Source organism: Pseudomonas sp. BNK-30, assembly GCF_047456185.1.
GTDB lineage: Bacteria > Pseudomonadota > Gammaproteobacteria > Pseudomonadales > Pseudomonadaceae > Aquipseudomonas > Aquipseudomonas putida_E.
In genome coordinates this window covers 1,459,423-1,480,833 of the sequence record NZ_CP179904.1, presented here as the reverse complement: position 1 = coordinate 1,480,833, position 21,411 = coordinate 1,459,423, and the positions used below count along the sequence as shown (strand labels likewise).

General features: G+C 59.3%; 22 protein-coding genes. 8 read left to right on the top strand and 14 right to left on the bottom strand.

From position 1 onward, the window contains the following. Nucleotides 1-60: 60 nt before the first annotated feature. A complete protein-coding gene (gene thpR / locus ACMGGN_RS07045; protein WP_251962519.1) occupies nt 61-606 on the bottom strand; it encodes an RNA 2',3'-cyclic phosphodiesterase in 546 nt (181 codons plus the stop codon). A 169-nt stretch (nt 607-775) separates the two neighbouring features. Between thpR and lpxO the strand changes: the two genes are divergently transcribed. From lpxO to ACMGGN_RS07025, 4 genes are all read left to right on the top strand, one after another. Then, nucleotides 776-1,675: a lipid A hydroxylase LpxO gene (gene lpxO, locus ACMGGN_RS07040; RefSeq protein ID WP_046785785.1), complete on the top strand. Its 900-nt coding sequence runs from the start codon at nt 776-778 to the stop codon at nt 1,673-1,675. Nucleotides 1,676-1,699: 24 nt separating this feature from the next. Continuing rightward, nucleotides 1,700-2,269, top strand: a complete 570-nt coding sequence (locus tag ACMGGN_RS07035; protein WP_115274496.1) for a GNAT family N-acetyltransferase — start codon at nt 1,700-1,702, stop codon at nt 2,267-2,269. A 113-nt stretch (nt 2,270-2,382) separates the two neighbouring features. After that, on the top strand, nt 2,383-3,222 hold the full coding sequence (gene yghU / locus ACMGGN_RS07030; protein WP_046785783.1) for a glutathione-dependent disulfide-bond oxidoreductase: 840 nt from the start codon (nt 2,383-2,385) through the stop codon (nt 3,220-3,222). Nucleotides 3,223-3,390: 168 nt separating this feature from the next. Then, nucleotides 3,391-5,094, top strand: a complete 1,704-nt coding sequence (locus ACMGGN_RS07025; protein ID WP_119687270.1) for an amidase — start codon at nt 3,391-3,393, stop codon at nt 5,092-5,094. 119 nt (nt 5,095-5,213) lie between these two features. Here ACMGGN_RS07025 and ACMGGN_RS07020 read toward each other — a convergent pair whose 3' ends face one another. Continuing rightward, entirely contained in the window at nt 5,214-5,411 is a 198-nt protein-coding gene (locus ACMGGN_RS07020; RefSeq protein ID WP_251962518.1) for a hypothetical protein, read from the bottom strand. A 20-nt stretch (nt 5,412-5,431) separates the two neighbouring features. Between ACMGGN_RS07020 and ACMGGN_RS07015 the strand changes: the two genes are divergently transcribed. After that, nucleotides 5,432-5,812 (top strand): pyrroline-5-carboxylate reductase dimerization domain-containing protein, encoded by a 381-nt coding sequence (locus ACMGGN_RS07015; protein ID WP_237858733.1) that lies wholly within the window; start codon nt 5,432-5,434, stop codon nt 5,810-5,812. A gap of 26 nt (nt 5,813-5,838) precedes the next feature. Here ACMGGN_RS07015 and ACMGGN_RS07010 read toward each other — a convergent pair whose 3' ends face one another. Together ACMGGN_RS07010 and ACMGGN_RS07005 are read right to left on the bottom strand one after the other, a co-directional pair. Beyond that, nucleotides 5,839-6,348 carry a ProQ/FinO family protein gene (locus ACMGGN_RS07010; protein ID WP_119687280.1) on the bottom strand — a complete coding sequence of 170 codons (510 nt, stop codon included), beginning with the start codon at nt 6,346-6,348 and terminating at the stop codon, nt 5,839-5,841. 105 nt (nt 6,349-6,453) lie between these two features. Further along, nucleotides 6,454-7,836: a PLP-dependent aminotransferase family protein gene (locus tag ACMGGN_RS07005; RefSeq protein ID WP_237858735.1), complete on the bottom strand. Its 1,383-nt coding sequence runs from the start codon at nt 7,834-7,836 to the stop codon at nt 6,454-6,456. Nucleotides 7,837-7,957: 121 nt separating this feature from the next. Here ACMGGN_RS07005 and ACMGGN_RS07000 point away from each other — a divergent pair, with 121 nt between their 5' ends. Then, nucleotides 7,958-8,827, top strand: a complete 870-nt coding sequence (locus ACMGGN_RS07000) for a DMT family transporter (protein ID WP_119687282.1) — start codon at nt 7,958-7,960, stop codon at nt 8,825-8,827. 21 nt (nt 8,828-8,848) lie between these two features. On the opposite strand, the gene ACMGGN_RS06995 is transcribed toward ACMGGN_RS07000, so the two are convergent. The 7 genes from ACMGGN_RS06995 to ACMGGN_RS06965 form a co-directional block, all read right to left on the bottom strand. Continuing rightward, a complete protein-coding gene (locus tag ACMGGN_RS06995; protein ID WP_012314933.1) occupies nt 8,849-9,304 on the bottom strand; it encodes a hypothetical protein in 456 nt (151 codons plus the stop codon). A gap of 636 nt (nt 9,305-9,940) precedes the next feature. Further along, nucleotides 9,941-10,747, bottom strand: a complete 807-nt coding sequence (locus ACMGGN_RS06990) for a transporter (protein ID WP_115274478.1) — start codon at nt 10,745-10,747, stop codon at nt 9,941-9,943. 56 nt (nt 10,748-10,803) lie between these two features. Then, nucleotides 10,804-11,334, bottom strand: a complete 531-nt coding sequence (locus ACMGGN_RS06985) for a hypothetical protein (protein ID WP_414156596.1) — start codon at nt 11,332-11,334, stop codon at nt 10,804-10,806. An 82-nt stretch (nt 11,335-11,416) separates the two neighbouring features. Next, complete coding sequence (locus ACMGGN_RS06980; RefSeq protein WP_115274476.1) at nt 11,417-12,085, bottom strand: DUF3313 domain-containing protein; 669 nt, start codon at nt 12,083-12,085, stop codon at nt 11,417-11,419. 46 nt (nt 12,086-12,131) lie between these two features. Further along, nucleotides 12,132-13,394 (bottom strand): OmpP1/FadL family transporter, encoded by a 1,263-nt coding sequence (locus ACMGGN_RS06975; protein ID WP_231386497.1) that lies wholly within the window; start codon nt 13,392-13,394, stop codon nt 12,132-12,134. 121 nt (nt 13,395-13,515) lie between these two features. Beyond that, nucleotides 13,516-15,438 (bottom strand): alkyl/aryl-sulfatase, encoded by a 1,923-nt coding sequence (locus ACMGGN_RS06970; RefSeq protein ID WP_237858737.1) that lies wholly within the window; start codon nt 15,436-15,438, stop codon nt 13,516-13,518. A gap of 499 nt (nt 15,439-15,937) precedes the next feature. After that, nucleotides 15,938-16,324, bottom strand: a complete 387-nt coding sequence (locus ACMGGN_RS06965) for a putative quinol monooxygenase (protein WP_174141852.1) — start codon at nt 16,322-16,324, stop codon at nt 15,938-15,940. A 352-nt stretch (nt 16,325-16,676) separates the two neighbouring features. Between ACMGGN_RS06965 and ACMGGN_RS06960 the strand changes: the two genes are divergently transcribed. Both ACMGGN_RS06960 and ACMGGN_RS06955 read left to right on the top strand, forming a co-directional pair. Next, nucleotides 16,677-17,165: a cupin domain-containing protein gene (locus tag ACMGGN_RS06960; RefSeq protein WP_174141851.1), complete on the top strand. Its 489-nt coding sequence runs from the start codon at nt 16,677-16,679 to the stop codon at nt 17,163-17,165. Then, nucleotides 17,162-17,959 (top strand): carboxymuconolactone decarboxylase family protein, encoded by a 798-nt coding sequence (locus ACMGGN_RS06955; RefSeq protein WP_174141850.1) that lies wholly within the window; start codon nt 17,162-17,164, stop codon nt 17,957-17,959. Before ACMGGN_RS06960 ends, ACMGGN_RS06955 begins: the two co-directional genes overlap by 4 nt. A gap of 143 nt (nt 17,960-18,102) precedes the next feature. On the opposite strand, the gene ACMGGN_RS06950 is transcribed toward ACMGGN_RS06955, so the two are convergent. The 3 genes from ACMGGN_RS06950 to ACMGGN_RS06940 all read right to left on the bottom strand — a co-directional run bounded on the left by ACMGGN_RS06950 (nt 18,103) and on the right by ACMGGN_RS06940 (nt 21,263). Further along, nucleotides 18,103-19,020 carry a LysR family transcriptional regulator gene (locus ACMGGN_RS06950; RefSeq protein ID WP_119687290.1) on the bottom strand — a complete coding sequence of 306 codons (918 nt, stop codon included), beginning with the start codon at nt 19,018-19,020 and terminating at the stop codon, nt 18,103-18,105. Nucleotides 19,021-19,082: 62 nt separating this feature from the next. After that, nucleotides 19,083-19,571 (bottom strand): NUDIX hydrolase, encoded by a 489-nt coding sequence (locus tag ACMGGN_RS06945; protein WP_414156595.1) that lies wholly within the window; start codon nt 19,569-19,571, stop codon nt 19,083-19,085. A gap of 255 nt (nt 19,572-19,826) precedes the next feature. Then, nucleotides 19,827-21,263 carry an IS1182 family transposase gene (locus tag ACMGGN_RS06940; RefSeq protein ID WP_196914293.1) on the bottom strand — a complete coding sequence of 479 codons (1,437 nt, stop codon included), beginning with the start codon at nt 21,261-21,263 and terminating at the stop codon, nt 19,827-19,829. Between the last annotated feature and the right edge of the window lie 148 nt (nt 21,264-21,411).

Below are 21,411 nucleotides of genomic sequence, written 5' to 3'. Positions count from 1 at the left end.
GGCGACAAGCGGGCCCAGCCAAGGCCGTCGACCAAGACATCGATACGCGCTGAACCCGCTTCACGCTGTCAACGGCCACTGCGCCAGCGGCAGGTACTGGCCTTTGCGCGACTCGTAGAGCGCGAAGTACCGGGCGACGATGAAGAAGTCGGGCGCCACGCTGGCCTCGGGCGCCTGGCCGCGAAAGTCCCGTGACAGGGTCAGGTGTGGCCGGTAATCATGGGCCTGCTCGGCAAAGCCCATGGGCAGCAGTGCCTGCTGCAGCCCATAGGCCAGATGGCGCAGCGCAGCCGGGGCCTGCTGCGGCTCGAGCACCAGCACGTTTGCCCGCGGCCAGACCTTGAGCTGATCGAGCAGCAAGCGCAGGGGGGCATCAGGGCGCGCCAGGTTGTCCACCGCAGCGCAAATCGCCGGTACCTGCGCTGCATCCACATCGCCTAGAAACATCAGGGTCAGGTGGAAGTTCGCACTGGGCACCGGTTTGCCACTACGCAGCTGGAGGCCACGCCGCCACTGGGCTATCGCACGCTGCTGGGCGTCGGTTACCGGCAGGGCAAAAAACAGCCGTTTGAAGGGGGCGCCACTGCGGCGCGGGTCCTGAACCATGCGTGCTCCTTTACCTTAAACGTTTGCGCAAACTACGGCCATTACACCTTGGTCGGCCGCAAATCTCGCCAACCTCGGTACAAACTATCTGTACAAACTCCCCCCATGATTGTTTATGCTGGCGGGCTTATGCCATGGCGCATGGCCATTTTTCGACAAGTAATCGTCCATGAAAATTGCACTCGTACTGATCTTTGCCCTCTCGATCGCCTATGTTCATCTGCGCGGTCGGGTACGCCACAAGCTCACCCGCCAATTGGGTGACCACTCCAGTTTCCTGGCCCCGGTCAACAGCTTCCTTTACCTGTTCTCCAGGCACCCGGCCAAACCCTATCTGCCGGTAGAAGCGTTCCCCGAGCTGCAGCCGCTCAAGGACCACTGGCAGGAAATCCGCCAGGAGGCCCAGCAGTTGCTGCATGTGGGCGAGATCAAGAAGTCCGATAATTACGACGACGTTGGCTTCAACTCCTTCTTCAAGACCGGCTGGAAGCGCTTCTACCTGAAATGGTACGGCGAAAGCCACCCGTCTGCGATGAACCTGTGCCCGCGCACCACCGAGTTGCTGCAGGGCATCGGCACGGTCAAGGCAGCCATGTTCGCGACCCTGCCGCCGGGCGCCAAGCTGGTGCGCCACCGCGACCCTTATGCCGGCTCCTATCGCTACCACCTGGGCCTTGACACACCGAACGACGATGGCTGCTACATCGATGTGGATGGCGAGAAGTATTCCTGGCGTGACGGCGAAGCCGTGGTGTTCGACGAGACCTACATCCACTACGCCGCCAACACCACCGAGCACAACCGGATCATTCTGTTCTGCGACATCGAGCGCCCGCTGAAATACCGCTGGGCGACTGCGTTCAACCGCTGGTTCAGCCGCAATGTGATGGCTGCCGCGGCAGCGCCGAACAATGCCAATGACAAGACTGGCGGCATCAACCGCCTGTTCACCCGGATCTACAAGATTCGTGAACGGGGCAAGGCACTGAAAAAACGCAACCGCATGCGCTACTACCTGGAGAAGTGGCTGGTGGTGGCGGCCTTGGTGCTGGCCTTCATCTATATCTGAGCAGGCCGGGAGCCTTTTGCCGCCATGATCCACATCCGCCCCATGACGCCCGAGGACTTCGAGCGTTTCTGGCCCACCTTCCAGGCCGTTGTCCAGGCCCGCGAAACCTACGCCTACGACCCTGCCCTGAGCTTCGAACAGGCACGCCAGCTATGGCTGGAGCTGCCTTTGCACACGCTGGTGGCCGAGCAGGACGGTGAGTTGCTGGGGGCATACTACCTCAAGGCCAATGCCGCCGGCCCCGGTGCCCATGTTGGCAATTGCGGCTACATGGTCGCCGAAGCCGCCCGTGGTCGCGGCGTGGCCAGGCTGATGTGCGAACACTCACAGAAACTGGCGCGTCAGGAAGGCTTCCTGGCGCTGCAGTTCAACTCGGTGGTGGCCAGCAATGAAGTGGCCGTGGCGCTATGGCACAAACTGGGCTTCGAGACCGTCGGCCGCTTGCCCAAGGCTTACCGCCACGCCCGCCTGGGCCTGGTGGACTGCCTGGTGATGTACAAATGGCTGGCCGACGAGCCGGTAGTGGAAAAACCGCCGCTGCTGATTGGCCGCAAGAACATCGAGGCGCGCGTGTCGCGGCGGCGTGGCCGCTAAACGCGTTGATACCCTGGCCGGCGCCACCGGATTTGCACTTTTCTGCGAACCCGTGGCATAGATGCGGGTCAACGCCTGTATGTGACCGTCTGCGCCACTCAAGGAGCCCCTGCATGAGCAAGTCCCCCTATGTTCCGCCCAAGGTCTGGCGCAATGAGTCAGCCTCTGGCGGCCAGTTCGCCAGTATCAACCGCCCGATCGCCGGCCCTACCCACGACAAGGCGCTGCCTGTTGGCAAGCACCCGTTGCAGCTGTACTCGCTGGCAACCCCCAACGGCGTGAAAGTCACCATCCTTCTTGAAGAACTGCTGGCCCTGGGCCACAGCGGCGCCGAGTACGACGCCTGGTTGATCCGCATCGGCGAAGGCGACCAATTCTCCAGCGGGTTCGTTGAGGTCAACCCCAACTCGAAGATCCCCGCCCTGCTCGATCGCAGCGTCGAGCCACCGGTTCGGGTATTCGAATCGGGTTCGATCCTGCTGTACCTGGCCGAGAAATTCGCAGCCTTCCTGCCCACCGGTGCGGCCGCGCGTACCGAAACCCTGAACTGGCTGTTCTGGCAGATGGGTTCGGCGCCTTATCTGGGTGGGGGCTTTGGCCACTTCTACGTGTATGCCCCGGAAAAGTTCGAATACGCCATCAACCGGTTCACCATGGAAGCCAAGCGCCAGCTGGATGTGCTTGAGCGGCGCCTTGCGCAAAGCCGCTACCTGGGTGGCGATGAGTACAGCATTGCCGATATCGCCGTATGGCCGTGGTATGGCCAACTGGTGCGCGGCAACCTGTATGGCGCAGCAGAGTTCCTTGCCGTGCATGAATACCCGCAGGTGCAGCGCTGGGCCGAAGAAATCGCGCAGCGGCCGGCCGTGCAGCGGGGCACCCGGGTCAACCGCACCTGGGGAGATGAAGCCAGCCAGGTGCCCGAGCGCCATTGGGCGGCAGATCTGGATTAAGCGCGTATGGGCCGCCAAGCGGCCCTTTGCCCAGCAAGCCGGCAGCCGCAGGGCCAGACAATGCCCCGCTGCAAAAAACCATTTGCCCCTGCGCAAACCTGCTTCCGCCCAGCCCTTCTTGTACACTCCTCGCAAAAGCCCCCACCTGCACAAAATTTTGGTGAAAGCATGATCGAGGTAACCGAGGTTTCCATTGCCGAGCTGCGCGACGCGCTCGAAAAGGGCCGCACGACGGCGGTCGAGCTGGTCAAGGCCTACCTGGCGCGCATCGATGCCTACGATGGAGCCGATACCCCCACCGCGCTGAACGCGGTGGTAGTCCGCAATCCAGAGGCGCTCAAGGAGGCCGAGGCTTCCGACGCGCGCCGCGCCCGTGGCGAACTGCTCGGCCCGCTCGATGGCATCCCTTACACCGCCAAGGACAGCTACCTGGTCAAGGGCCTGACCGCTGCATCCGGCAGCCCGGCGTTCAAAGACCTGGTGGCCCAGCGCGACGCGTTCACCGTCGAGCGCCTGCGCGCCGGCGGCGCCATCTGCCTGGGCAAGACCAACATGCCGCCCATGGCCAACGGTGGCATGCAGCGCGGCGTCTACGGCCGTGCCGAAAGCCCGTACAACGCCGACTACCTGACCGCACCGTTCGCCTCCGGCTCATCCAACGGTGCCGGCACCGCCACCGCTGCCAGCTTCAGCGCCTTCGGCCTGGCCGAGGAAACCTGGTCCAGTGGCCGTGGCCCGGCCTCTAACAACGGCCTGTGCGCCTACACCCCATCGCGCGGGGTCATTTCGGTACGCGGCAACTGGCCGCTGACACCGACCATGGACGTGGTAGTGCCCTACGCCCGCACCATGGCCGACCTGCTGGAAGTGCTGGATGTGGTGGTTGCCGACGATGCCGACAAGCGTGGCGACCTCTGGCGCCTGCAACCTTGGGTGCCAATCCCGGCCGCCTCTTCGGTACGCCCGGCGTCCTACCTGGACCTGGCGGTTGACGCCAGCGCGCTCAAGGGCAAGCGTTTCGGCGTACCGCGCATGTACATCAACGCCGACCCCGAGGCCGGTACGTCCGAGAAACCTGGCATCGGTGGCCCGACCGGCCAGCGCATCAACACCCGTGCCACGGTCATCGACCTGTGGCAACAGGCGCGCCAGGCCTTGGAAGCAGCGGGCGCTGAAGTGGTTGAAGTGGACTTCCCACTGGTCTCCAACTGCGAAGGCGATCGGCCCGGCGCACCGACCGTTTACAACCGCGGTATCGTCAGCAAGGCGTTCCTGCATGACGAGCTGTGGGAACTGTCCGGCTGGGGCTTCGACGACTTCCTGCGTGCCAACAACGACCCCAAGCTCAACCGCCTGGCCGATGTCGACGGCCTGCAGATCTTCCCCCACGACCCAGGCACCCTGCCCAACCGTGAGGACGATCTGGCTGCCGGCATGGACGAGTACGTCAACATGGCCAAACGCGGCCTGAAGCGCTGGGACCAGATCGAAACCCTGCCCGACGGCCTGCGCGGGCTGGAAAAGACTCGCAAGCTGGACCTGGAAGACTGGATGGACGCCCAAGGCCTCGATGCGGTGCTGTTCCCGACCGTGGCCGACGTTGGCCCGGCCGATGCCGACGTGAACCCGGCCTCGGCGGACATCGCATGGAGCAACGGCATCTGGGTAGCCAACGGCAACCTCGCCATCCGCCACCTGGGCGTACCGACCGTCACCGTGCCAATGGGCGTGATGGCTGACATCGGCATGCCGGTGGGGCTGACCTTCGCCGGGCGTGCCTACAGCGACAATGCGCTGTTGAGTTTTGCGGCAGCCTTCGAAGCGACCGGCTCACGCCGCATGATCCCGCCACGGACACCGGCGCTGGGGTGATGGTCGCCTGACAGGCCAATTTCTTGCGCACCCTTGAGATCGAGCGCCGCACCGGCGCTCGACTCGCGCAGCACCGCAAACCGCAGGTCAACATCCCAACGACCACACAAGCCTCTGGACTATTTCTCGATACAGAAGCTCGCCACCAATCGACGCAACTCCCCCGAACGCCCATCCAGCTTTTCACACACTCCCAACGTCTGCTCTTGGCCCGCCTGCACATGCTGATTGAGCGTGACGATTTCGCCCACTTCGCGACCGATCGACTCGACCACTGCACGTTGCTGATCCGTGGCGGCAGCGACGGACTGGTTCATGTCAAAACCTGCGCGAGTGGGTGACTCGGCTGTTCGAAGCGGCCGGCAGCGCCAGTTGGGTGGAGCACGAGGGCCTGCTGGATACCGTGACGGCGTTGCCCGGCAGCGGCCCTGCCTACTACCACCTGTTCAGCGAAGCCCTCGCCGCCGCAGGTGTAGCGTTGGGCCTGAGCCCGGAATTGGCAAGGCCCCTGGCAGCGCAGACAGCGCTGGGTGCCGCGACGCTGCAAACCCAGCCAGGCACAGACTTTGTAGAGTTGCGCACCGCAGTCACCTCGCCCAATGGCACCACGGCGGCGGCGATCGCCTCGTTTGAACACAATGACGGCTTGCGTCGGCTGGTCGACGCTGCCATGCAGGCCGCACATTCCCCTTCACAAGCACTCTCACGCGAGTCCTGAAAGCCCTGGGCAGAGCCCGACCGGTCTCAGTCGGTAATCTGCTCTGCTGTGCTATCGGCGGTAGAGGCCGGGGCACTCGCTTCTGACTTCACACGCTTGCGTCGGCCCTGGCTACGTTGGCGCGAAGCTTGTTGCTTGGCATGCAGCGCCTGAGCGGCGGTCACAATGCCAGACGGTTGCCCATTCAAGTCCAGGCGCGGCGCATTCTCCACCATGGCTGCCCAGTATCGAGCTCCCTTGCACCAGGTAGAAATGCCCAGCTTGAGCTGTTCGCGGGTCAAGCCGAGCAGTTCGAGGTGCTGCTCGGCATCCTTGAAAATGCCCTCCTTGAGCGGCACCTTGGGCGCCGGATTGACGGGGAAGGCCAAGGGAAAATGCTTCTGCAAGGGCCAGATCGCTTGCACTGCCGGATCAAGGTCGCGAGGCTTCGCCTGCGGGGAAGGCTTGCGCTTGGGGTGTTTCCCACCCTCAGCCTTTACCTGCTCTTTTTCCGACCGGAGACGGTCACGTAGCTCTGCTAGTTGTTCAAAACCCATCGTTCAATTCACTGCTTCGAAGTTGATTGCGTGGCGTAAGGATATGCCATGCACGCCTTGAAAGCAGCTAGAACAGGATGAGTCGCCGCTGGATCGGTCCCGAGACTATGCATTCAGAGCCCGTTTCAACACTTCGTAGATCTTGCTGTCGCCAGATTGAGCGACGTTGAAACGCAGAAAATCTCCCGCAGTCATGGACTGGCTGAAAGCATTTCCGGGCGCGAGCACCACTGCGTCCTTCAAACAAGCTCTGGCCAGCGTCGCTGCATCCTTACCCTGAGGGAGTTGGCACCACACGTACATGCCTGCCTGGGGAACCATCCAAGGCTTGATACCAATCGCCTGAAGCCTCGCTACTGTTTTGCCCATTTCCTGGGCTAACCTGAAGCGGACACCTTCCATGTGCTTTCGGTACCCGCTATCGGTAATAGCTTGATGAACGATGTCCGCAGCCATGCGCCCACCCCCGAATGTGGTCGCAATCTTGAGGTCGACCAGGCTCTCGATCCACTCCCTGCGCGAAGCGATGTAGCCGCATCTGATTGAAGCGGAAATGGTCTTGGAAAAACTACCGATCTGGATCACACGAGCGAGGCCATCGAAGGCAGACAGTCGTGGCGCGGGGGTATTCTCGAAATCGCCGAAGATGTCGTCCTCGACAATTACCAGGCTGGAGGTGTCGGCCAGCTTTAGCAGCCTGTGTGCTGTGACTGGTGACAAGGTGGCCCCGGTCGGGTTGTGGATGCCGGAGTTCGTTATGTACAACCGCGGCGCGTGCTCGCGCAGGGCAGCGCCGAACGCCTCGATGTCTGGACCCGTTGCGGTGTAGGGGACTCCGACGATGTTCACCCTATGTGCTTTGAGTAATGCGTGAAAATTGAAATAACAGGGATCGTCGACCAGGACAGTGTCACCCGGTTGCAGCAGAAAACGGCAAATCAGGTCGATGGCATGAGTGCCGGACTCAGTGAGCATGATCTGTTCCACAGGGGCTTCGATACCAACGCCTGCCAGTCGTCGCGACAAGAATTGCCTGAGAGGCGGATGCCCAAGCGGTGAAGCGTACTCAGTCAATTTCGACGTGTCAGAACGCGCAACCATTCGAAGAGCTTTACGCAAGCCTGCTTCGTACAGCCAGGATGCGGGCAGCCACCCGCATCCTGGTTTCAACGCATCACTGGAAGTTTCCAGAGACTGGCGCGAGATCCACAGCGGGTCGACATCACGATCAAGTTTGGGGCCGAGCTCGGTCAGGGCCAATGGCGCAACTGGGCCAGCCACGTAAAAACCGGAGCCGGGGCGTGCGCTAAGTACACCTTCTGCGGTTAACCGTTCATAGGCCTCCAGGACGGTAGAAACCGATACTTGCATGCTCTGAGCCATTGCGCGAACTGAAGGAATTCTCGCACCTGGGGTGTAGCTTCGAGAGGCTATCCTGGCCTGGACCTCCCCCATCACAGCTCGGATTCGCGTTCCGTCCCGTTTCATCGCACCCTCAATTGTGCTGGATTCATATGCATAACAGTTCGGTTGAATTGTAGTGGAGTGTACATGGCCTTGGTGAGCCCGTCAGTGATGTACTGAGCCCTGGCTTATCGAGGACGCACCGATGGAAAAAACAACAAGCGGATGGATAAACGGCTTCATAGGCGTCGCCATCTTTGCCGGCTCGTTGCCGGCCACCCGCGTGGCAGTGACGGCCTTCGAGCCTACGTTTCTGACCTGTGCCAGGGCAACCATTGCCGCGCTGTTGGGTGCGCTGTTCTTGATCGTGCTACGCCAGCCGCGACCCAAGCGCGGTGACCTGTCGTCACTGGCTGTAACAGCGCTTGGCGTCGTTATCGGTTTTCCGCTGCTGACGGCACTGGCCCTACAGCACGTCACTTCTGCCCATTCCATCGTTTTTGTCGGGCTGCTGCCATTGTGTACCGCAGGGTTCGCCGTTCTGCGCGGCGGCGAGCGACCTGGGCCACTGTTCTGGTTGTTCTCGTTGTTCGGTGCTGGGCTAGTCGTTGGCTATGCGTTGATGAATGGCGGAGATGCGTCGGCGCTAGGAGACCTGCTGATGATGGCTGCGGTAGTTGTTTGTGGGTTGGGCTATGCGGAAGGGGCGCGTCTGTCACGGACTCTCGGGGGCTGGCAGGTGATCAGTTGGGCATTGCTGGTAGCGTTGCCGTTCATGCTGCTGCTGACTATCGTCAATCTCCCAGCGCCCGATGCCTTCGCCCGAGTTAGCGCCCCTGCGTGGTTCAGCTTCGCCTACGTTTCGCTGTTCAGCATGCTGATCGGGTTTGTGTTCTGGTACAAAGGGCTCGTCCAGGGCGGCATTGCGGCAGTGGGCCAACTGCAACTCTTTCAGCCGTTCATGGGGCTTGGACTGGCCGCGTTGCTTCTGCACGAGCAAGTCAGCTGGGTGATGCTCGTCGTAACGCTGGGTGCTGTCATCTGTGTTGCCGGGGCAAAGAGATACGCCCAGTAGTAGTGTGGGAGCGATCAACCTCTATCGAAACTGCTGTGAAGCGCTGGCGATACGCTGGTACTTACGCAGCTGCCGGTTGACGCTGCGGATATCCAGAAAGAATATCTCTGCGCTGCGCCAGAGCAGCATCCAAGCGGTGACGGTAACGACTCCCACGGGGATGGTGCCTTCGATGCCCAGCGCCGTGCCTGCGAGCACCAAGGCTAGCGCCAAGCCCAAGAGTGTCAGTGCTACCAGCCGCTGCGTGCGAATATCCCCTCTGAGCTGTTCGCTCTTTTGCGCAAAGGTATTTCTGATGGCTTGCTGCAGGCGTTCTCGCTCCTCTTCCGGGCAGCGGATCTGCAGGCTCAGCTCTGGGTGAAACCAGGCACTATCTGACAGGTATTCCACCAGCTCGGGGCTTAGCTTGGGATTGTCCGGCGAGGCAAATGGATTGAGGTAATCCGGGGTGATCGTCAGATCGATGTTTTTAGTCATGACGAACCTCTAGCTGGTTGAGTTGTGTCATCACGCTCTGCGGGGTGGACAGTTGTCAGCTGGCGGCGCATACGCGGATGCCTCTGCGTGCGACCGTAAGTAAGCCAGCGAAATCGCCCCGATTGAATCGATCGACAGGTCGTTAGCCGCTCTCCATCAACCGTAGCACTGGATCGGGAGAGGCCATCCACTACCGGCCGCTTTCGACGCAAAGCAGACAGCGATCCCAAGCTCTGTGGTCAGTTCCGGCCTCATCGCCGGCAAGCCGGCTCCCCCTGGAATATCTCCAGCCTTGAGGCATGCGCTGTACGTGTGGGAGCCGCGCTTGCCGGCGATGGGCCGCGAAGCGGCCCCGGTTACAGATGTCTGCTTCGGGCCCAGGCTGTGTGAAAACCCAAACGGGTCTCTGAAGATCGCGAGCGTGCGTGAAATCTGAAATGGCTTGGTTATTCAGCTAACCCAGATTTCGCGCAGGAGCGCGAAATTCTGGTCATTTTCTAACCAGTCGGATCGCGCCAAGCGTTTTCACACAGCCTGGGCCGAAAGCGGGCGGTCACGACTGGCAGCTGCCCATAGAGGACGCACGTGTGCTGATTGGGCAGCTGGAGGAAAAGCAAAGCAGTGCGTGCTTCAGGATCAGCGCGGGAACAGCAACGTCACAGCAAAGCGAAAGCCCCAACCTTCCGGGCCATTATCCGGTGAATCGAGCCAGTAACGTGGCCCGGCTTGGAGGGTGATGGGGTGGCCACCAACTTTCAGTAACTGGGTTACCGTCAGGTTGACCGGAATGGCCCATTCTTTGGATTGCCAGTCGTAGGTCGATTCACTGTTGATGCCAAATGTGGTCAACGAGCTGTTCGTGTATGAAAGAAACGGCTGCATGAAGGTCTGGTTTACCTTCTCCTTACCATCTGCGGGGCTGCCCTCTAGCCCCCAGATATGGTTAGCCAGTATCCCGTGCGTCCAACCGTTGGCTTGCTTCAAGGCTACCGCAGTTGGTCCGAGCCCCCATTGTTCACTGCTCAGCACGTCGTTGCTGCCCGTTGGTATCAATAGCGCCGGGCCTGCGCCGAGTATCCAGCCACTGGCAGTGGGTTGTTTCGGTGAGAAGAAAAAACTCTGGGTGACATCGCCTACGCCAGAGGTGTCCGCCGCGCCACCCAGGCCGTGCTGGTCGACGACTGGCAGGATAGTCCTGGAGATCAGGTTCCAGTCATCATTCAAGCTGAAAGGCAGAACGGGCTGGATGTTGGTCAGGCTGCGCTTGCCATCGCCGTCGGGGCCCATTTTCTGGTCCCAATTATATTGCACCGGCAAGCTGTACATGGCCGCAACCGGGTTCAGCGCTTTCTTGGCAAGCTCTGCCGAGTCCTCTGCTTGCCCTTGCCCGGTGTGCCCCAGCAACGCAAGTGCGTAAAGCGGGTAGCATTTCCTTTTCAACATTGTATCTCCCGTCAACTGAAAGCCACGTCGTTTTGAGCGGCCCGGGTTTTCGGCGATCAAGCGTGATTCGACATCTCGGTCTGCTTTGGCGGCAGCGGGCCAATGAACATTTGCTTTAAGCGCTTGCGGCCAATGACGCGTGCCAGTTCCGCGATGACGCAATACATGAATATCAATGTGATCAGTAAGATCTGAACTGCCCAGAAACGAGGCCAGTTCATGGAAGACCATAACAGGGCATTCGCATCGAGCAGGCCGGGCGCCTCTTTCCAGTAGTCATACAGACGCTCCAAGTAATGAACGATCAGTGCGACCAGGGCATACATGAGTGTTTTCCAGGCGACGTTCCAGATCAGCGGCTTATCGGGAAACCGGTTGATGAAGGGCAGCATATCGGCAACCAGAACAGACTTGCCCAATATGAGAGCGGCGATCAGAACAGACGCTGAGACAGGCAGCTCTACACCAGACCCCTTGATCATGAGCGCGCGAATCAGCGCAACGATGTGCAGAATCACGAAGAAAAACACGGTGGGAGGAAGCACCTTCAGGAATTCATGTTTGATTTTGAGCATGACCGTATTCATCGGGGCATCCTTAGGCCATCAAATCTCGGCATCAAATTCCGGTTCCCCCTGGCGCACATCCACGGCAGGGGGAACCTGGGGGCTACTTCTTCAGGGCCTGGAATGAACTGACCATGTCCCTGGCCCAGCCATCGAGCACGGCGCGGGCGTCCGAGGCCTGCATGATTTGCGAGGAATTGTCCAGTTCAGCGCCTGCACCTTTGCGCACCACTGCGGCCACCACCTCATTGGTACTCCCGTCAAGGAATGCAGCTTCGGTAGCCACGCTGGTGTCTTGGTCGCGAATACCCGTGGCCGTACTGATGCCGGCTGCCACAAGCGCGATTGGGATCACCTCATACGGGCGCAGCCCCTTGGTTTTGGCACTCACCCCAGTGATCGCCGGGCGCACCACCAGTACACCTGGCCCGGGGCTCGTAGCAAGCGGCAGGACCTTGGAAAACTGGTTTTTCAACGACTGATCGTAATACTGGGTTATGCCTTGCAAGGTTTGCTGCGGAATCTTCGCGGTTGGTTGCGGCTTGGGGTAAAACTGGCTGGGTTCGACATACACGCTGGTAAATTGGTTGGCATCAATGCCAGGCTTGATCCAGCGCGTAACCTTCGCGCCCGAAGGCGATTCATCCTCCTTGAGCTTGCTGTAGTCCTTCAGAAACCCGGAGTATTCGTCGGGCTCAACGTATTTGCTCGCACAACCATGCAGTAAAAGCGATGTGAGACACACCGTTGCAATAAGCGCCTTACTTTTCATGCAACTTCTCCTTCCACGTATAAGCATTGTCCAAGGATCAAAACCTTCAGAATCGCCAAGTCGCACCGCCACCGATGATGTGCAAGGCGGCGTTATCGAAAGTACCTGACAACGTGTCGCCGGAGCGTGCCTTGGTCTGCTCCACGTCCATGTCGCCGAGCCAGACCAATGTGTAAGCCAGATGCAGGTCCAATCCTTCTTCCACCTGATAGTTCACCCCGGTTGCGAAGCGCCACGCCTCCCCCATCGGGTTGTCCACGGTGCGATCCTTGTCATCCACGGCCGAACTGTCATACCCCACCCCAAAACTCCAGCGCAGCTGGCGGGTCGCCTGATACTGGGCACCCACCGAGGCGTGCCAGGTGTCCTTGTACTTGCGATCGACCGTGCGGCTAACCCCGGCGGCATTGGCATCCACCTCTACCCCGATGTCACCGAACTCGCTCCAGTCCTGCCAACCCAGGCTTCCCAGCAATGTCCACTGCTCGTCCAGCTGGTGGGCCACGCTGAATGTCGCGGTCTGCGGCACGTTCATGTCCAGTTCCAGCGTGTCCACCGCCAGGCGGTTGAGTGCGGCATTGATGAGGGGGTTGTTGATATCGCTGACATGTGGACTGTCCTCGAACTCCAGCTTCACCTTGCTGGTGTAGGCCAGGCCAATCCGTGTGCGGGGGGCGAGCTGGTAGAGCAGGCCCAGGTTCACGCCAATGCCGAAGTCAGTGTCCTTGTATTCGAGCTGGCCATCGGGGCGCTCGACCAACCCGAGCAGGCTGTTGTTGATGGCCACCTCGGTGCGGTAATAGCCGAGCATCATGCGTGGGCCGATGCCGACGGTAAGGTCATCGGTGAACTTGTACGCAAAGGTGGGTTGGAACGAGACGCCAATCACCGCCGATTCCTGGGTGAAGTAGCGCCCGGCCCAGTCATCGTCGTAGTCCAGCGCCAAGCCGAAGTTACCGTACATGCCGAACCCGATGGCTGAGCGGTCATCGAGCTGGTGGCTGATGAACAAGCTGGCGCCCGGCAGGTATTGCAGAGCGTTACCGCCCTCGTTGCCATCGAACTGGTTGCTGCTGTCACGTGAATAGCGCAGGTCGCCGAGGATAACCTGGGCATTGGCGCTGATCTGCGTGCCAGGCAGCAGGGCGATGCCTGCGGGGTTGGACATCAACACGCTGGGGTCGGTGGCGAGCGCAGCCGAGCCAGCATTGGCCAGGCCGTTACTTTCCTGGCCGGCTTCATAAATGAAGATGCCTCCGGCAGACACGTTGGTGCTGTGAGCAAACAACAGAATAAGCGTTGCAGGCATCCACCATTTGGTGTGATCCATACGATTCGTCGTGGTCATAGTCCCTGACTCCTCACTTTGAAAAGAGCAGGACACCGATGGCTCGATGTCCTGCTTGACGCAACCTGCGCCAAGGGAGCAATCAAGGTGTAACGATCGGGAACCAGAAGTCGAAGTTGTCCATGTAGCTCATCAGCTCCTCAAGCTTGCCTTCGGCACCCTCGACTTTGACGTCACCTGCGCCCACCGCGTCCTTGAGCGTGGTTTCCTTGAGCATCAGTTTGTTCAAGGTGTCGCGCGTCAGGCTGACCGTGGCGTCGGCGTTCTCGGCTTGCGAGCCTTCGGTGTGGTTGAGCACGCCATTGACCATTTCCACCAGGTATTTCTGCTTAAGGTCGGTGAAGTCGAAGTTAAGGGTAATGTGCTTGTCTTCGACCTCCGGCCCTTTCAGGCGCATGGCCAGGTAGTCGAAGAACAGGTCAAGGTCCATCGCCCGGACCGTATCGGGGCTGGCCGTGTCTGGCGTCGGCAACTGTTTCACGCCATCGCGCAATTCCTTGGCGCCGGTGAGGTAGAAGTTGCGCCATGGTCCACTTTCAGCCTGGTAACCCAACTGCTCGAGTGTGTCGGCTTGCAGGTTTTTCGCTGCCTGGTTGTTGGGGTCGGCGAAGACCACTTTGTTGACCACCTCGGCTACCCAGCGGTAGTCACCCTTGTCGTAGTACTCCTTGGCCTTCTTCAGCACCGCGTCGGCGCCGCCCATCATCTCGACGTAGCGCTTGGACGATTCTTCAGGCGGCAATTCATGCAGCGTCGCCGGGTTGCCGATGAACCAGCCCATGTACAGCACATAGGTGGCCTTGACGTTGTGGTTCAAAGCCCCGTAATACCCACGGTTGGAGAAGCGCGAAGCGATCGATTTCGGCAGCTTCACCTGCTCGGCAATCTCGGTCATGGTCAGGCCCTTGTTGGCCAAGCGCAGCGTTTCATCGTTGATGTAGCGGTACATGTCCCTCTGCGACGACAGTTGCTCCTTGACCTCCTTGTTGCCCCACACCGGCCAATGGTGCATGGCATACATGACCTGGACGTCTTTGCCCCACATCTTCAGCGCTTGGTTGAGGTACTTGGACCACGGCAGCGGCTCGCGAATTTTTGCTCCGCGCAGCGAGTAGGTGTTGTGCATCGTATGGGTGGAGTCTTCGGCCGTGTTGAGGGCTTTTTTCTCGTGGATGTAATAGAGCATCTCGGCTGGCGCCTCGCTGCCCGGCGCGTAGAGAAACTCGTAGGTCAGCCCATCGATCGTGCGCTTCTCGCCGGTTCTCTCGATGATGTCGGTCGGCGGGATCAGGGTGACCGTGCCGGCAGAAGTCGTGGTGCCCAACCCTGCGCCCAGTTGGCCCGTTTCGTTCGGCGGCAGCAGGTTGCCGTACATGTAACTGGCCCGGCGGCTCATGGCGGTGCCGGCCATCACGTTCTCGGCAACGGCGTGCTCCAGGAAGCCTTTGGGGGCATAGACCTTGACCTTGCCTGCCTTGACATCCTTCTCGTCGATCACACCACGAACACCGCCGTAATGGTCGACGTGACTGTGCGTGTAAATCACTGCGACCACGGGTTTCTTCGGCCGATGCTGATAGTAAAGGTCGAGTGCGGCCTTGGCAGTTTCCGCCGAAATCAACGGATCAAAGATGGTGATGCCTTCCTTGCCCTCGACGATGGTCATGTTCGACAAGTCGTAGTTGCGTACCTGATAGATGCCATCGGTGACTTCGAACAGGCCGGAAATATTGATCAGCTGTGACTGCCGCCAGAGGCTGGGGTTGGTGGAAGCGGGTGCGGCCTCGCCTTCCTTGATGAAGTTGTACTTGGCCGGGTCCCAGATCAGGTTGCCCGAGGCGCCCTTGATCGGCTCTTTCGGAAGCGGGGCGATAAACCCTTTATGGGCCAGTTCGAAGGAGGTCTTGTCATTGAACGGCAACTCTTTGAGCAACGCATCGTTGGCTTCTTTGGTTGCTGCTGTTGCGGGTTTCGCTTTCTCTTCGGCCCACGTCTGTGATGCCATCGTGATGGCGGTGGCTAAAAAGAAGGTAGAGCTAAGCTTCCAGATTCTGCCCACCGAGGCAGTGCGGCCTTGGTTTCTGAACGTTTTTACGAACACAGTCATTGCCAGCTCCTTTTGACCAATGCGCTGTACCGATTCGGCAACTACCAGCCAGGATTTCATGTCGCTTAGAGAGAGTAGACGCGGATGAGAAGTTTTCCTCTTGACTCCAGTTAAAATATTGAAATCAACAGCCTGACAAGCCTCGATGGGCTACTTGCACTTGGGCACCTGTTTTCCATGCCCGGCATGTTGCTGGGCGCAGGCATGTCTGCATGGCTATTGGAGTAACGCATGAGCGCGACCTTACCAAGGCTTGTTGCAGGCATTGCATTTCTGGGAGCAGCCCTTGGCTTCATGATCGTCCAGATGTTCATGTGCACTATTGCGGGGCCCTGTCATTTGGCGTGTGGGGATGAGGGAATCTGGCCGTTCTCGCTTCTGCGAACCCACCCTACCCTCACTTTCCAGCTTGGACGCTCAGTTGAACGGGCGTGGTCTCGATTAATCGCTTTGAAAGAATCATCGACTGGGTCGCCGCCGCGTACTTCTGAAAATGCGCTGAGGCAATATGGCTCCGATAGGCTTCATCGCTCGCGTATATCTCGAAGAAGTGCAGCCGGTTCGGCTGGTCTTTCTCCGCCACCGAATAGATGGCCAGCACGCCAGGCTCAAGGCGGATCGACTCGGCCATTTCCTCTTTAACCGCCGCCTCGTATTCCTGCAGTTTGGCTGGGTCTATTTCAAGCTGGGCAATGCGCACTACCGTCTGCATGTCTTCTCCAAGCGCTTGAGCGGCGGTTAAGCAAGCCACTGCGCAGGCCCCTATCAAGGTCGGAATTTTCATCCTGTTTCCTCAGTGGCTGTGGGCAGCGATCTTGGCGGTGGCCAAGCCAATGCCGGACACCGCGCCGGTGACCAGTGCGACTTGGTTGCGAAATTCAAAGCTCATGGATGATCTCCGTTACAAAAATTTAACCAGATGGTTAGCAGCATATTCCGTCAAGGGCGTGCGGACTAGCCGGAGAAGGCAGGATGTTCCGATGAGCCAAGCTCATGAATGAGTGGGCTTATAATCAGACCGTTTCAGCAATTGATGAGCCCTACTCACAACTTCATGCGACCTGAGGCCGGTAGTCACCGCGTTTGCGCTGCACTAACTTGGCCACTGAATCGGCCATCACCTCAGGAGCCTGCTGATGCCAAAAATCGTTGCTGGGTTTGCCCTGGCTACTGTTCTGATCCCGGCGGCAGCCATCGCCTCCGACCCTGCACCCGATCAAACGATGCTGGTTGTAAGGAACGGTGAGCAGCCTTCCATCAACGGGCCGGCCACAAGCTTTGTCGGCAGCGCACGCATAGACCCGCTTTTTCCAGCCCGTGCGCCGTCCAGGGTTTCCGCTGGTTACGTCAATTTCCAACCGGGCGCACGCTCGATGTGGCACACCCACCCGCTGGGGCAAACCCTGGTGGTTACCGCCGGTACCGGCTGGGTGCAGCAAGCGGGCGGTAAAAAACAGCTGATCAAACCGGGGGATGTGATCTGGACGCCCCCAGGCGTCAAGCACTGGCACGGCGCAACGGCTACCACCGGCATGACTCATATGGCCATTCAAGAGTCCCTCGACGGCAAGAACGTCGAATGGCTGGAACCCGTCAGCGAGGCGCAATACGAGGCCGCCGAATGAAACTGCTTAAGACCGCCCTCGCCTCGTTTTCCCTGTTGTTGGCCGCCTGCTCCACCGCCGACAAAACTACACCCACCGGCATTGCGCAAAGCCCCGGCGCACCGAGCCTGGACGACGTTCGCGCAGTCTCGCCCGCCTTGGCGCACAACACCGAGATGTTGCTGCTGGACGAAGTGTGGAAGCGACCAGGCCTTTCACCCCGCGACCGCAGCCTGATCACACTCGCGGTGTTGATCAGCCGTAACCAGACTGTAGAGTTGGCGTATCACTTGAATCTAGCCCTGGATAACGGCGTGAAACCGGCTGAGCTATCCGAACTGATCAACCATCTGGCCTTCTATTCCGGCTGGGCCAATGCCACTGCCAGCGTGGCAGCTGCCAAAGCGGTATTTGCCAGCCGAGGGATCGGGGCTGATCAGTTACCGCCGGTTGCACCTACGCGGCTGCCCATCAACGAAGCCGCCGAGAACGTGCGGGCGCAAGCGGTTGCCAACAATGTCGGCCCCGTCTCACCTGGGCTGGTGCACTACACCGGCGACGCGCTGTTCCACGACCTGTGGCTGCGGCCCGATCTGGCGCCCCGCGACCGCAGCCTGATCACCGTCAGCGCCCTGATTGCCAACGGCCAGGTGGCCCAGGTGACCTACCATCTCAATCGCGCAATGGACAACGGCCTGACCCAGCCAGAGGCCGCTGAAATGCTTACCCAGCTGGCGTTCTATGCAGGCTGGCCAAACGTGTTTTCTGCCGTGCCAGTCGTCAAAGATGTGTTCGCCACCCGTAACAAAGGCTGACCTCAAAAACGCTACCGCTTACTCGCCGGGCGCGCTTGGCAGGGCCTCGTGGTGCCGGGAGTAAGCCGGGCAATGACTCTTTTCATTGATGACAGGCGCGCCCCACCTACTTGCGGTGTTTCAGCAAAACCAAACCGGCCTGATCAGGGGCTGATCGGCCCCAGCGGCTGAACCTCGCGAATCAGGTCAATCAACAGCCGCAAGCCCACCGGCAATTGCCGGTGGCTCGAGTAATACATGTGAAAACCCGGCGCAACGCTGGACCAGTCATCCAGCACCCTTACTAAATCGCCGCTGGCCACCAGCGGCGCAATCACTGGCTCCGGTGCGTACATCAACCCCGCGCCATGACGAATCAATGACACGCCAATGCGCGTCTCATCAATGGTGATCGCACCCGGAACAGCGATGGACAACTGCTCACCATCTTTCTCGAATTCCCAGTCGTACATACGGTCATTGCCCAGGCGAATGCGTAAGCAACGGTGCTTAAGCAAGTCCTGCGGATGTTTCGGCTCGCCAAAGCGCTGAAGGTAGTTGGCAGTGCCCGCCACCACCCAGCGGATGTCCGGTGACAGGCGCTGGGCAATCATATCTTCCGGCACCGTTCCACCGTAACGAATGCCCGCGTCATGCCCACCACCAATCACATCTACCAAACGGTTGGTTACCGTCAGGTCGATTTCGATGTCGGGGTAGCGGTCATTGAAAAGGGGTAATACGGGGCCGAGCAGAAAGTCCGCGCCATCGCTCAAGGTGTTCAAACGAATACGCCCGGTAGGCTCATCGCGGTAGCGATTGAGCACCTCCATCGCCTGGCCGATTTCATCGATAGGCCCACTGATCAGCGTATGCAACTCTTCGCCGGCGGCGGTCAACGTTACGCTGCGGGTGGTTCTGTTTAGCAGGCGAACACCAAGGCGAGTCTCCAGCCCCTTGATCGCATGACTAAGCGCCGATGCGCTGATGCCCACCTCAAGCCCGGCCCGGTTGAAGCTCTGGTGGCGGACGATGGCCAGGAAGTAGACGAAGTCGGCCAGATTGGCACGGCTGAGTTGCATGGGACGGCTCCTGCTGGCAAATACGTTTGCAGCAGTCTCTATACCAGCATTAGCGGCATTCGTTAATTGGAAGCAGATTGAGTGAGAACAATTGAATCGTGGGAACGATTACGGTCCATTCGCCCCTCCCCCCAATGACCGGACGTTTTCAGTGTTTCGCATAAAAACTCCAGTGCCCGCTGGAAGACCGGATGACAGTCGGCATAGGGAAGATTGTGGAGCGACGCCCAGAAAAACTCGAAGAGGTGGCCATGGTCATCCAGCGTCTGATGAACCCAGCACTCAGGCAGCTCCCTCCCAGAGCGACAAAGGTGAAACGACCATACCTGATCTTGGTGGTCAGACTTCCAGCATCCCAGATCAAGCCCGATCACTGCGTCACTGATGCCGGACTCCTCTTCCAGCTCACGCAATGCAGCCGCACCAGGTGTTTCTCCATTCTCGATAGTGCCCTTCACCAGTTGCGTGCCTGCCAAAGGGTGCCTGAATAGGAGAATCTTGATGGGTAGCGAAGTCGAGAGCACTACGGGACAGGCCTTGTTGGGGTACATCGCAATCTCCCTATGCGGCATAAAAGCTTGAGTGTTTGCTTTTGGCCGAGTCTTAGCCTTCGTGACGGGCAGCTTCGGGTCCAGGCTGTGTGAAAACGCAGTAAATACATCGAAAACTCAGAGTCGAGCTGACTGCCTGTGGAATCAGCACGCGAGAGCGCGAATAGCCTCACCCAGCGAAAAAGACGTTTGCAGCGCTATATGGGCCGCGTCAGCGGCCCATATAGCTGTTTGCGGGCCAGCAAACAGCGGGGTTTACGCCCTGATCGCCTCAAGTAACCCTGCGATGCCGAAGATGCTCATCATTCGTTTGAGGTTGTAGGCGAGCACGTGAAGGCTCATTTCGGTGCTTACCCTCGGCAGGGTTTTGGTCAGGAAGTGGGTACTTCCCATCCAGAATTTGAGCGTGCCAAAGGGATGCTCCACCGTCTGCCGGCGAACCTTCATCTTCCCCGGATCATGCTCCAATCGAATCTGCACTCCTTCGACTACGGCTTCATGCTCCCAGCGCTTTAATCGCCGCTCTTTACCGGTCGTACACTGCTTCTGCATCGAGCAGCTCTGGCATCCTGAAAACCAGTAGCAGTGCAGTAGCATGCCGTCTTCCACTGAGGAATGCCGGCGCGTCAGCAACTGACCCGCAGGGCATCGATATTCGTCCGAAGCAGCCATGTAGATGAAGTCCTGCTTGCCGAATCGGCCTTCCGCTTTGCTGCTCGATGTCAGTGGTTTAGGTACAAAGGTGGTGATGCCAGCTTGCTCGCAAGCAAGGATTTCCGGGCCTTTGTAATAGCCTCTATCAGCAACCACCGTCAGCGCCTCAACACCGATTTCTTCCCGTGCCTGGTTAGCCATATTGCTCAGTTGCCCGCGATCATTACCAACGTTGGTCACCTCATGGGCAATGATCAGATGGTGTTTGTCGTCGACTGCTGTTTGTACGTTGTACCCAACTGTGCCGGAGCCTCGGCCGCTTGTGGCCATTGAACGGGCATCTGGATCGGTAAGCGAGATTTGCTGATCGGGACTGGCTTGAAGCTGCGCCTCGATGTCCTTGAGTTTTTGCATCTGCTGTTTCAGTTTTTCGACTTTGTCTTTCAACCGCTCAGTCTTGGCCTCGGCCACTTCCGGCGCTGCCCGATCCGCTGAATCCATTGCCGCTAGATAGCGGTCGATGCTCTGCTCGATCTGCTGCATGCGCGCCTTCACTTTGCCTTGAGTGAAATTGCGGTCGCGGTTATTCACGGCTTTGAATTTGCTGCCGTCGATGGCGATGATCGATTGGGAGAAGAGATTGAGGTTGCGGCAAAGTACAACGAACTGCCGGCAGACACTGCGAATGGCTTTACCATTGTCTCGGCGAAAGTCGGCAATCGTTTTGAAGTCAGGCGCCAATCGGCCTGTCAGCCACATCAGCTCGACATTACGCTCGGCCTCACGCTCAAGCCGGCGGCTGGACTGAATTCGGTTGAGATAGCCGTAGATGTAGATTTTTAGCAGCACTGCTGGATGGTAAGCCGGACGACCCGTTGCCGCAGGATCGACACCCTCGAACCCGAGTGTTCCAAGGTCGAGTTCATCGACAAAAACGTCGACTACCCGAACTGGGTTTTCTTCGGTGATGTAGTCGTCCAGGCACTCCGGCAGCAACGTGACTTGCGTCCGAGACTCACCTTTAATGAATCGCTTCATGATCGTCCCCGCCGCGATCTCGACGATCAGAAGGTTAGACAATCGCAGGCGTTTTCACACAGCCTGGGTCGAATGCGGTCGGTCACTTCTGACCGCTTACCACCCAGGCTGTGTGAAAACCCAAACGGGTCTCTGAAGATCGCGAGCG

Bases quoted from the DNA above. Each gene is read 5' to 3' on its own strand.
- ACMGGN_RS06970 (WP_237858737.1), bottom strand. From the start codon at position 15,438: ATGGCATCACAGACGTGGGCCGAAGAGAAAGCGAAACCCGCAACAGCA.
- ACMGGN_RS06960 (WP_174141851.1), top strand. From the start codon at position 16,677: ATGCCAAAAATCGTTGCTGGGTTTGCCCTGGCTACTGTTCTGATCCCG.
- ACMGGN_RS06985 (WP_414156596.1), bottom strand. From the start codon at position 11,334: ATGAATACGGTCATGCTCAAAATCAAACATGAATTCCTGAAGGTGCTT.
- ACMGGN_RS06950 (WP_119687290.1), bottom strand. From the start codon at position 19,020: ATGCAACTCAGCCGTGCCAATCTGGCCGACTTCGTCTACTTCCTGGCC.
- ACMGGN_RS07005 (WP_237858735.1), bottom strand. From the start codon at position 7,836: ATGAAACGGGACGGAACGCGAATCCGAGCTGTGATGGGGGAGGTCCAG.
- ACMGGN_RS06965 (WP_174141852.1), bottom strand. From the start codon at position 16,324: ATGAAAATTCCGACCTTGATAGGGGCCTGCGCAGTGGCTTGCTTAACC.
- ACMGGN_RS06940 (WP_196914293.1), bottom strand. From the start codon at position 21,263: ATGAAGCGATTCATTAAAGGTGAGTCTCGGACGCAAGTCACGTTGCTG.
- ACMGGN_RS06995 (WP_012314933.1), bottom strand. From the start codon at position 9,304: ATGACTAAAAACATCGATCTGACGATCACCCCGGATTACCTCAATCCA.
- lpxO (WP_046785785.1), top strand. From the start codon at position 776: ATGAAAATTGCACTCGTACTGATCTTTGCCCTCTCGATCGCCTATGTT.
- ACMGGN_RS07000 (WP_119687282.1), top strand. From the start codon at position 7,958: ATGGAAAAAACAACAAGCGGATGGATAAACGGCTTCATAGGCGTCGCC.
- ACMGGN_RS06990 (WP_115274478.1), bottom strand. From the start codon at position 10,747: ATGTTGAAAAGGAAATGCTACCCGCTTTACGCACTTGCGTTGCTGGGG.
- ACMGGN_RS07010 (WP_119687280.1), bottom strand. From the start codon at position 6,348: ATGGGTTTTGAACAACTAGCAGAGCTACGTGACCGTCTCCGGTCGGAA.
- thpR (WP_251962519.1), bottom strand. From the start codon at position 606: ATGGTTCAGGACCCGCGCCGCAGTGGCGCCCCCTTCAAACGGCTGTTT.
- yghU (WP_046785783.1), top strand. From the start codon at position 2,383: ATGAGCAAGTCCCCCTATGTTCCGCCCAAGGTCTGGCGCAATGAGTCA.
- ACMGGN_RS06975 (WP_231386497.1), bottom strand. From the start codon at position 13,394: ATGCCTGCAACGCTTATTCTGTTGTTTGCTCACAGCACCAACGTGTCT.
- ACMGGN_RS07025 (WP_119687270.1), top strand. From the start codon at position 3,391: ATGATCGAGGTAACCGAGGTTTCCATTGCCGAGCTGCGCGACGCGCTC.
- ACMGGN_RS06980 (WP_115274476.1), bottom strand. From the start codon at position 12,085: ATGAAAAGTAAGGCGCTTATTGCAACGGTGTGTCTCACATCGCTTTTA.
- ACMGGN_RS06955 (WP_174141850.1), top strand. From the start codon at position 17,162: ATGAAACTGCTTAAGACCGCCCTCGCCTCGTTTTCCCTGTTGTTGGCC.
- ACMGGN_RS07035 (WP_115274496.1), top strand. From the start codon at position 1,700: ATGATCCACATCCGCCCCATGACGCCCGAGGACTTCGAGCGTTTCTGG.
- ACMGGN_RS07020 (WP_251962518.1), bottom strand. From the start codon at position 5,411: ATGAACCAGTCCGTCGCTGCCGCCACGGATCAGCAACGTGCAGTGGTC.
- ACMGGN_RS06945 (WP_414156595.1), bottom strand. From the start codon at position 19,571: ATGTACCCCAACAAGGCCTGTCCCGTAGTGCTCTCGACTTCGCTACCC.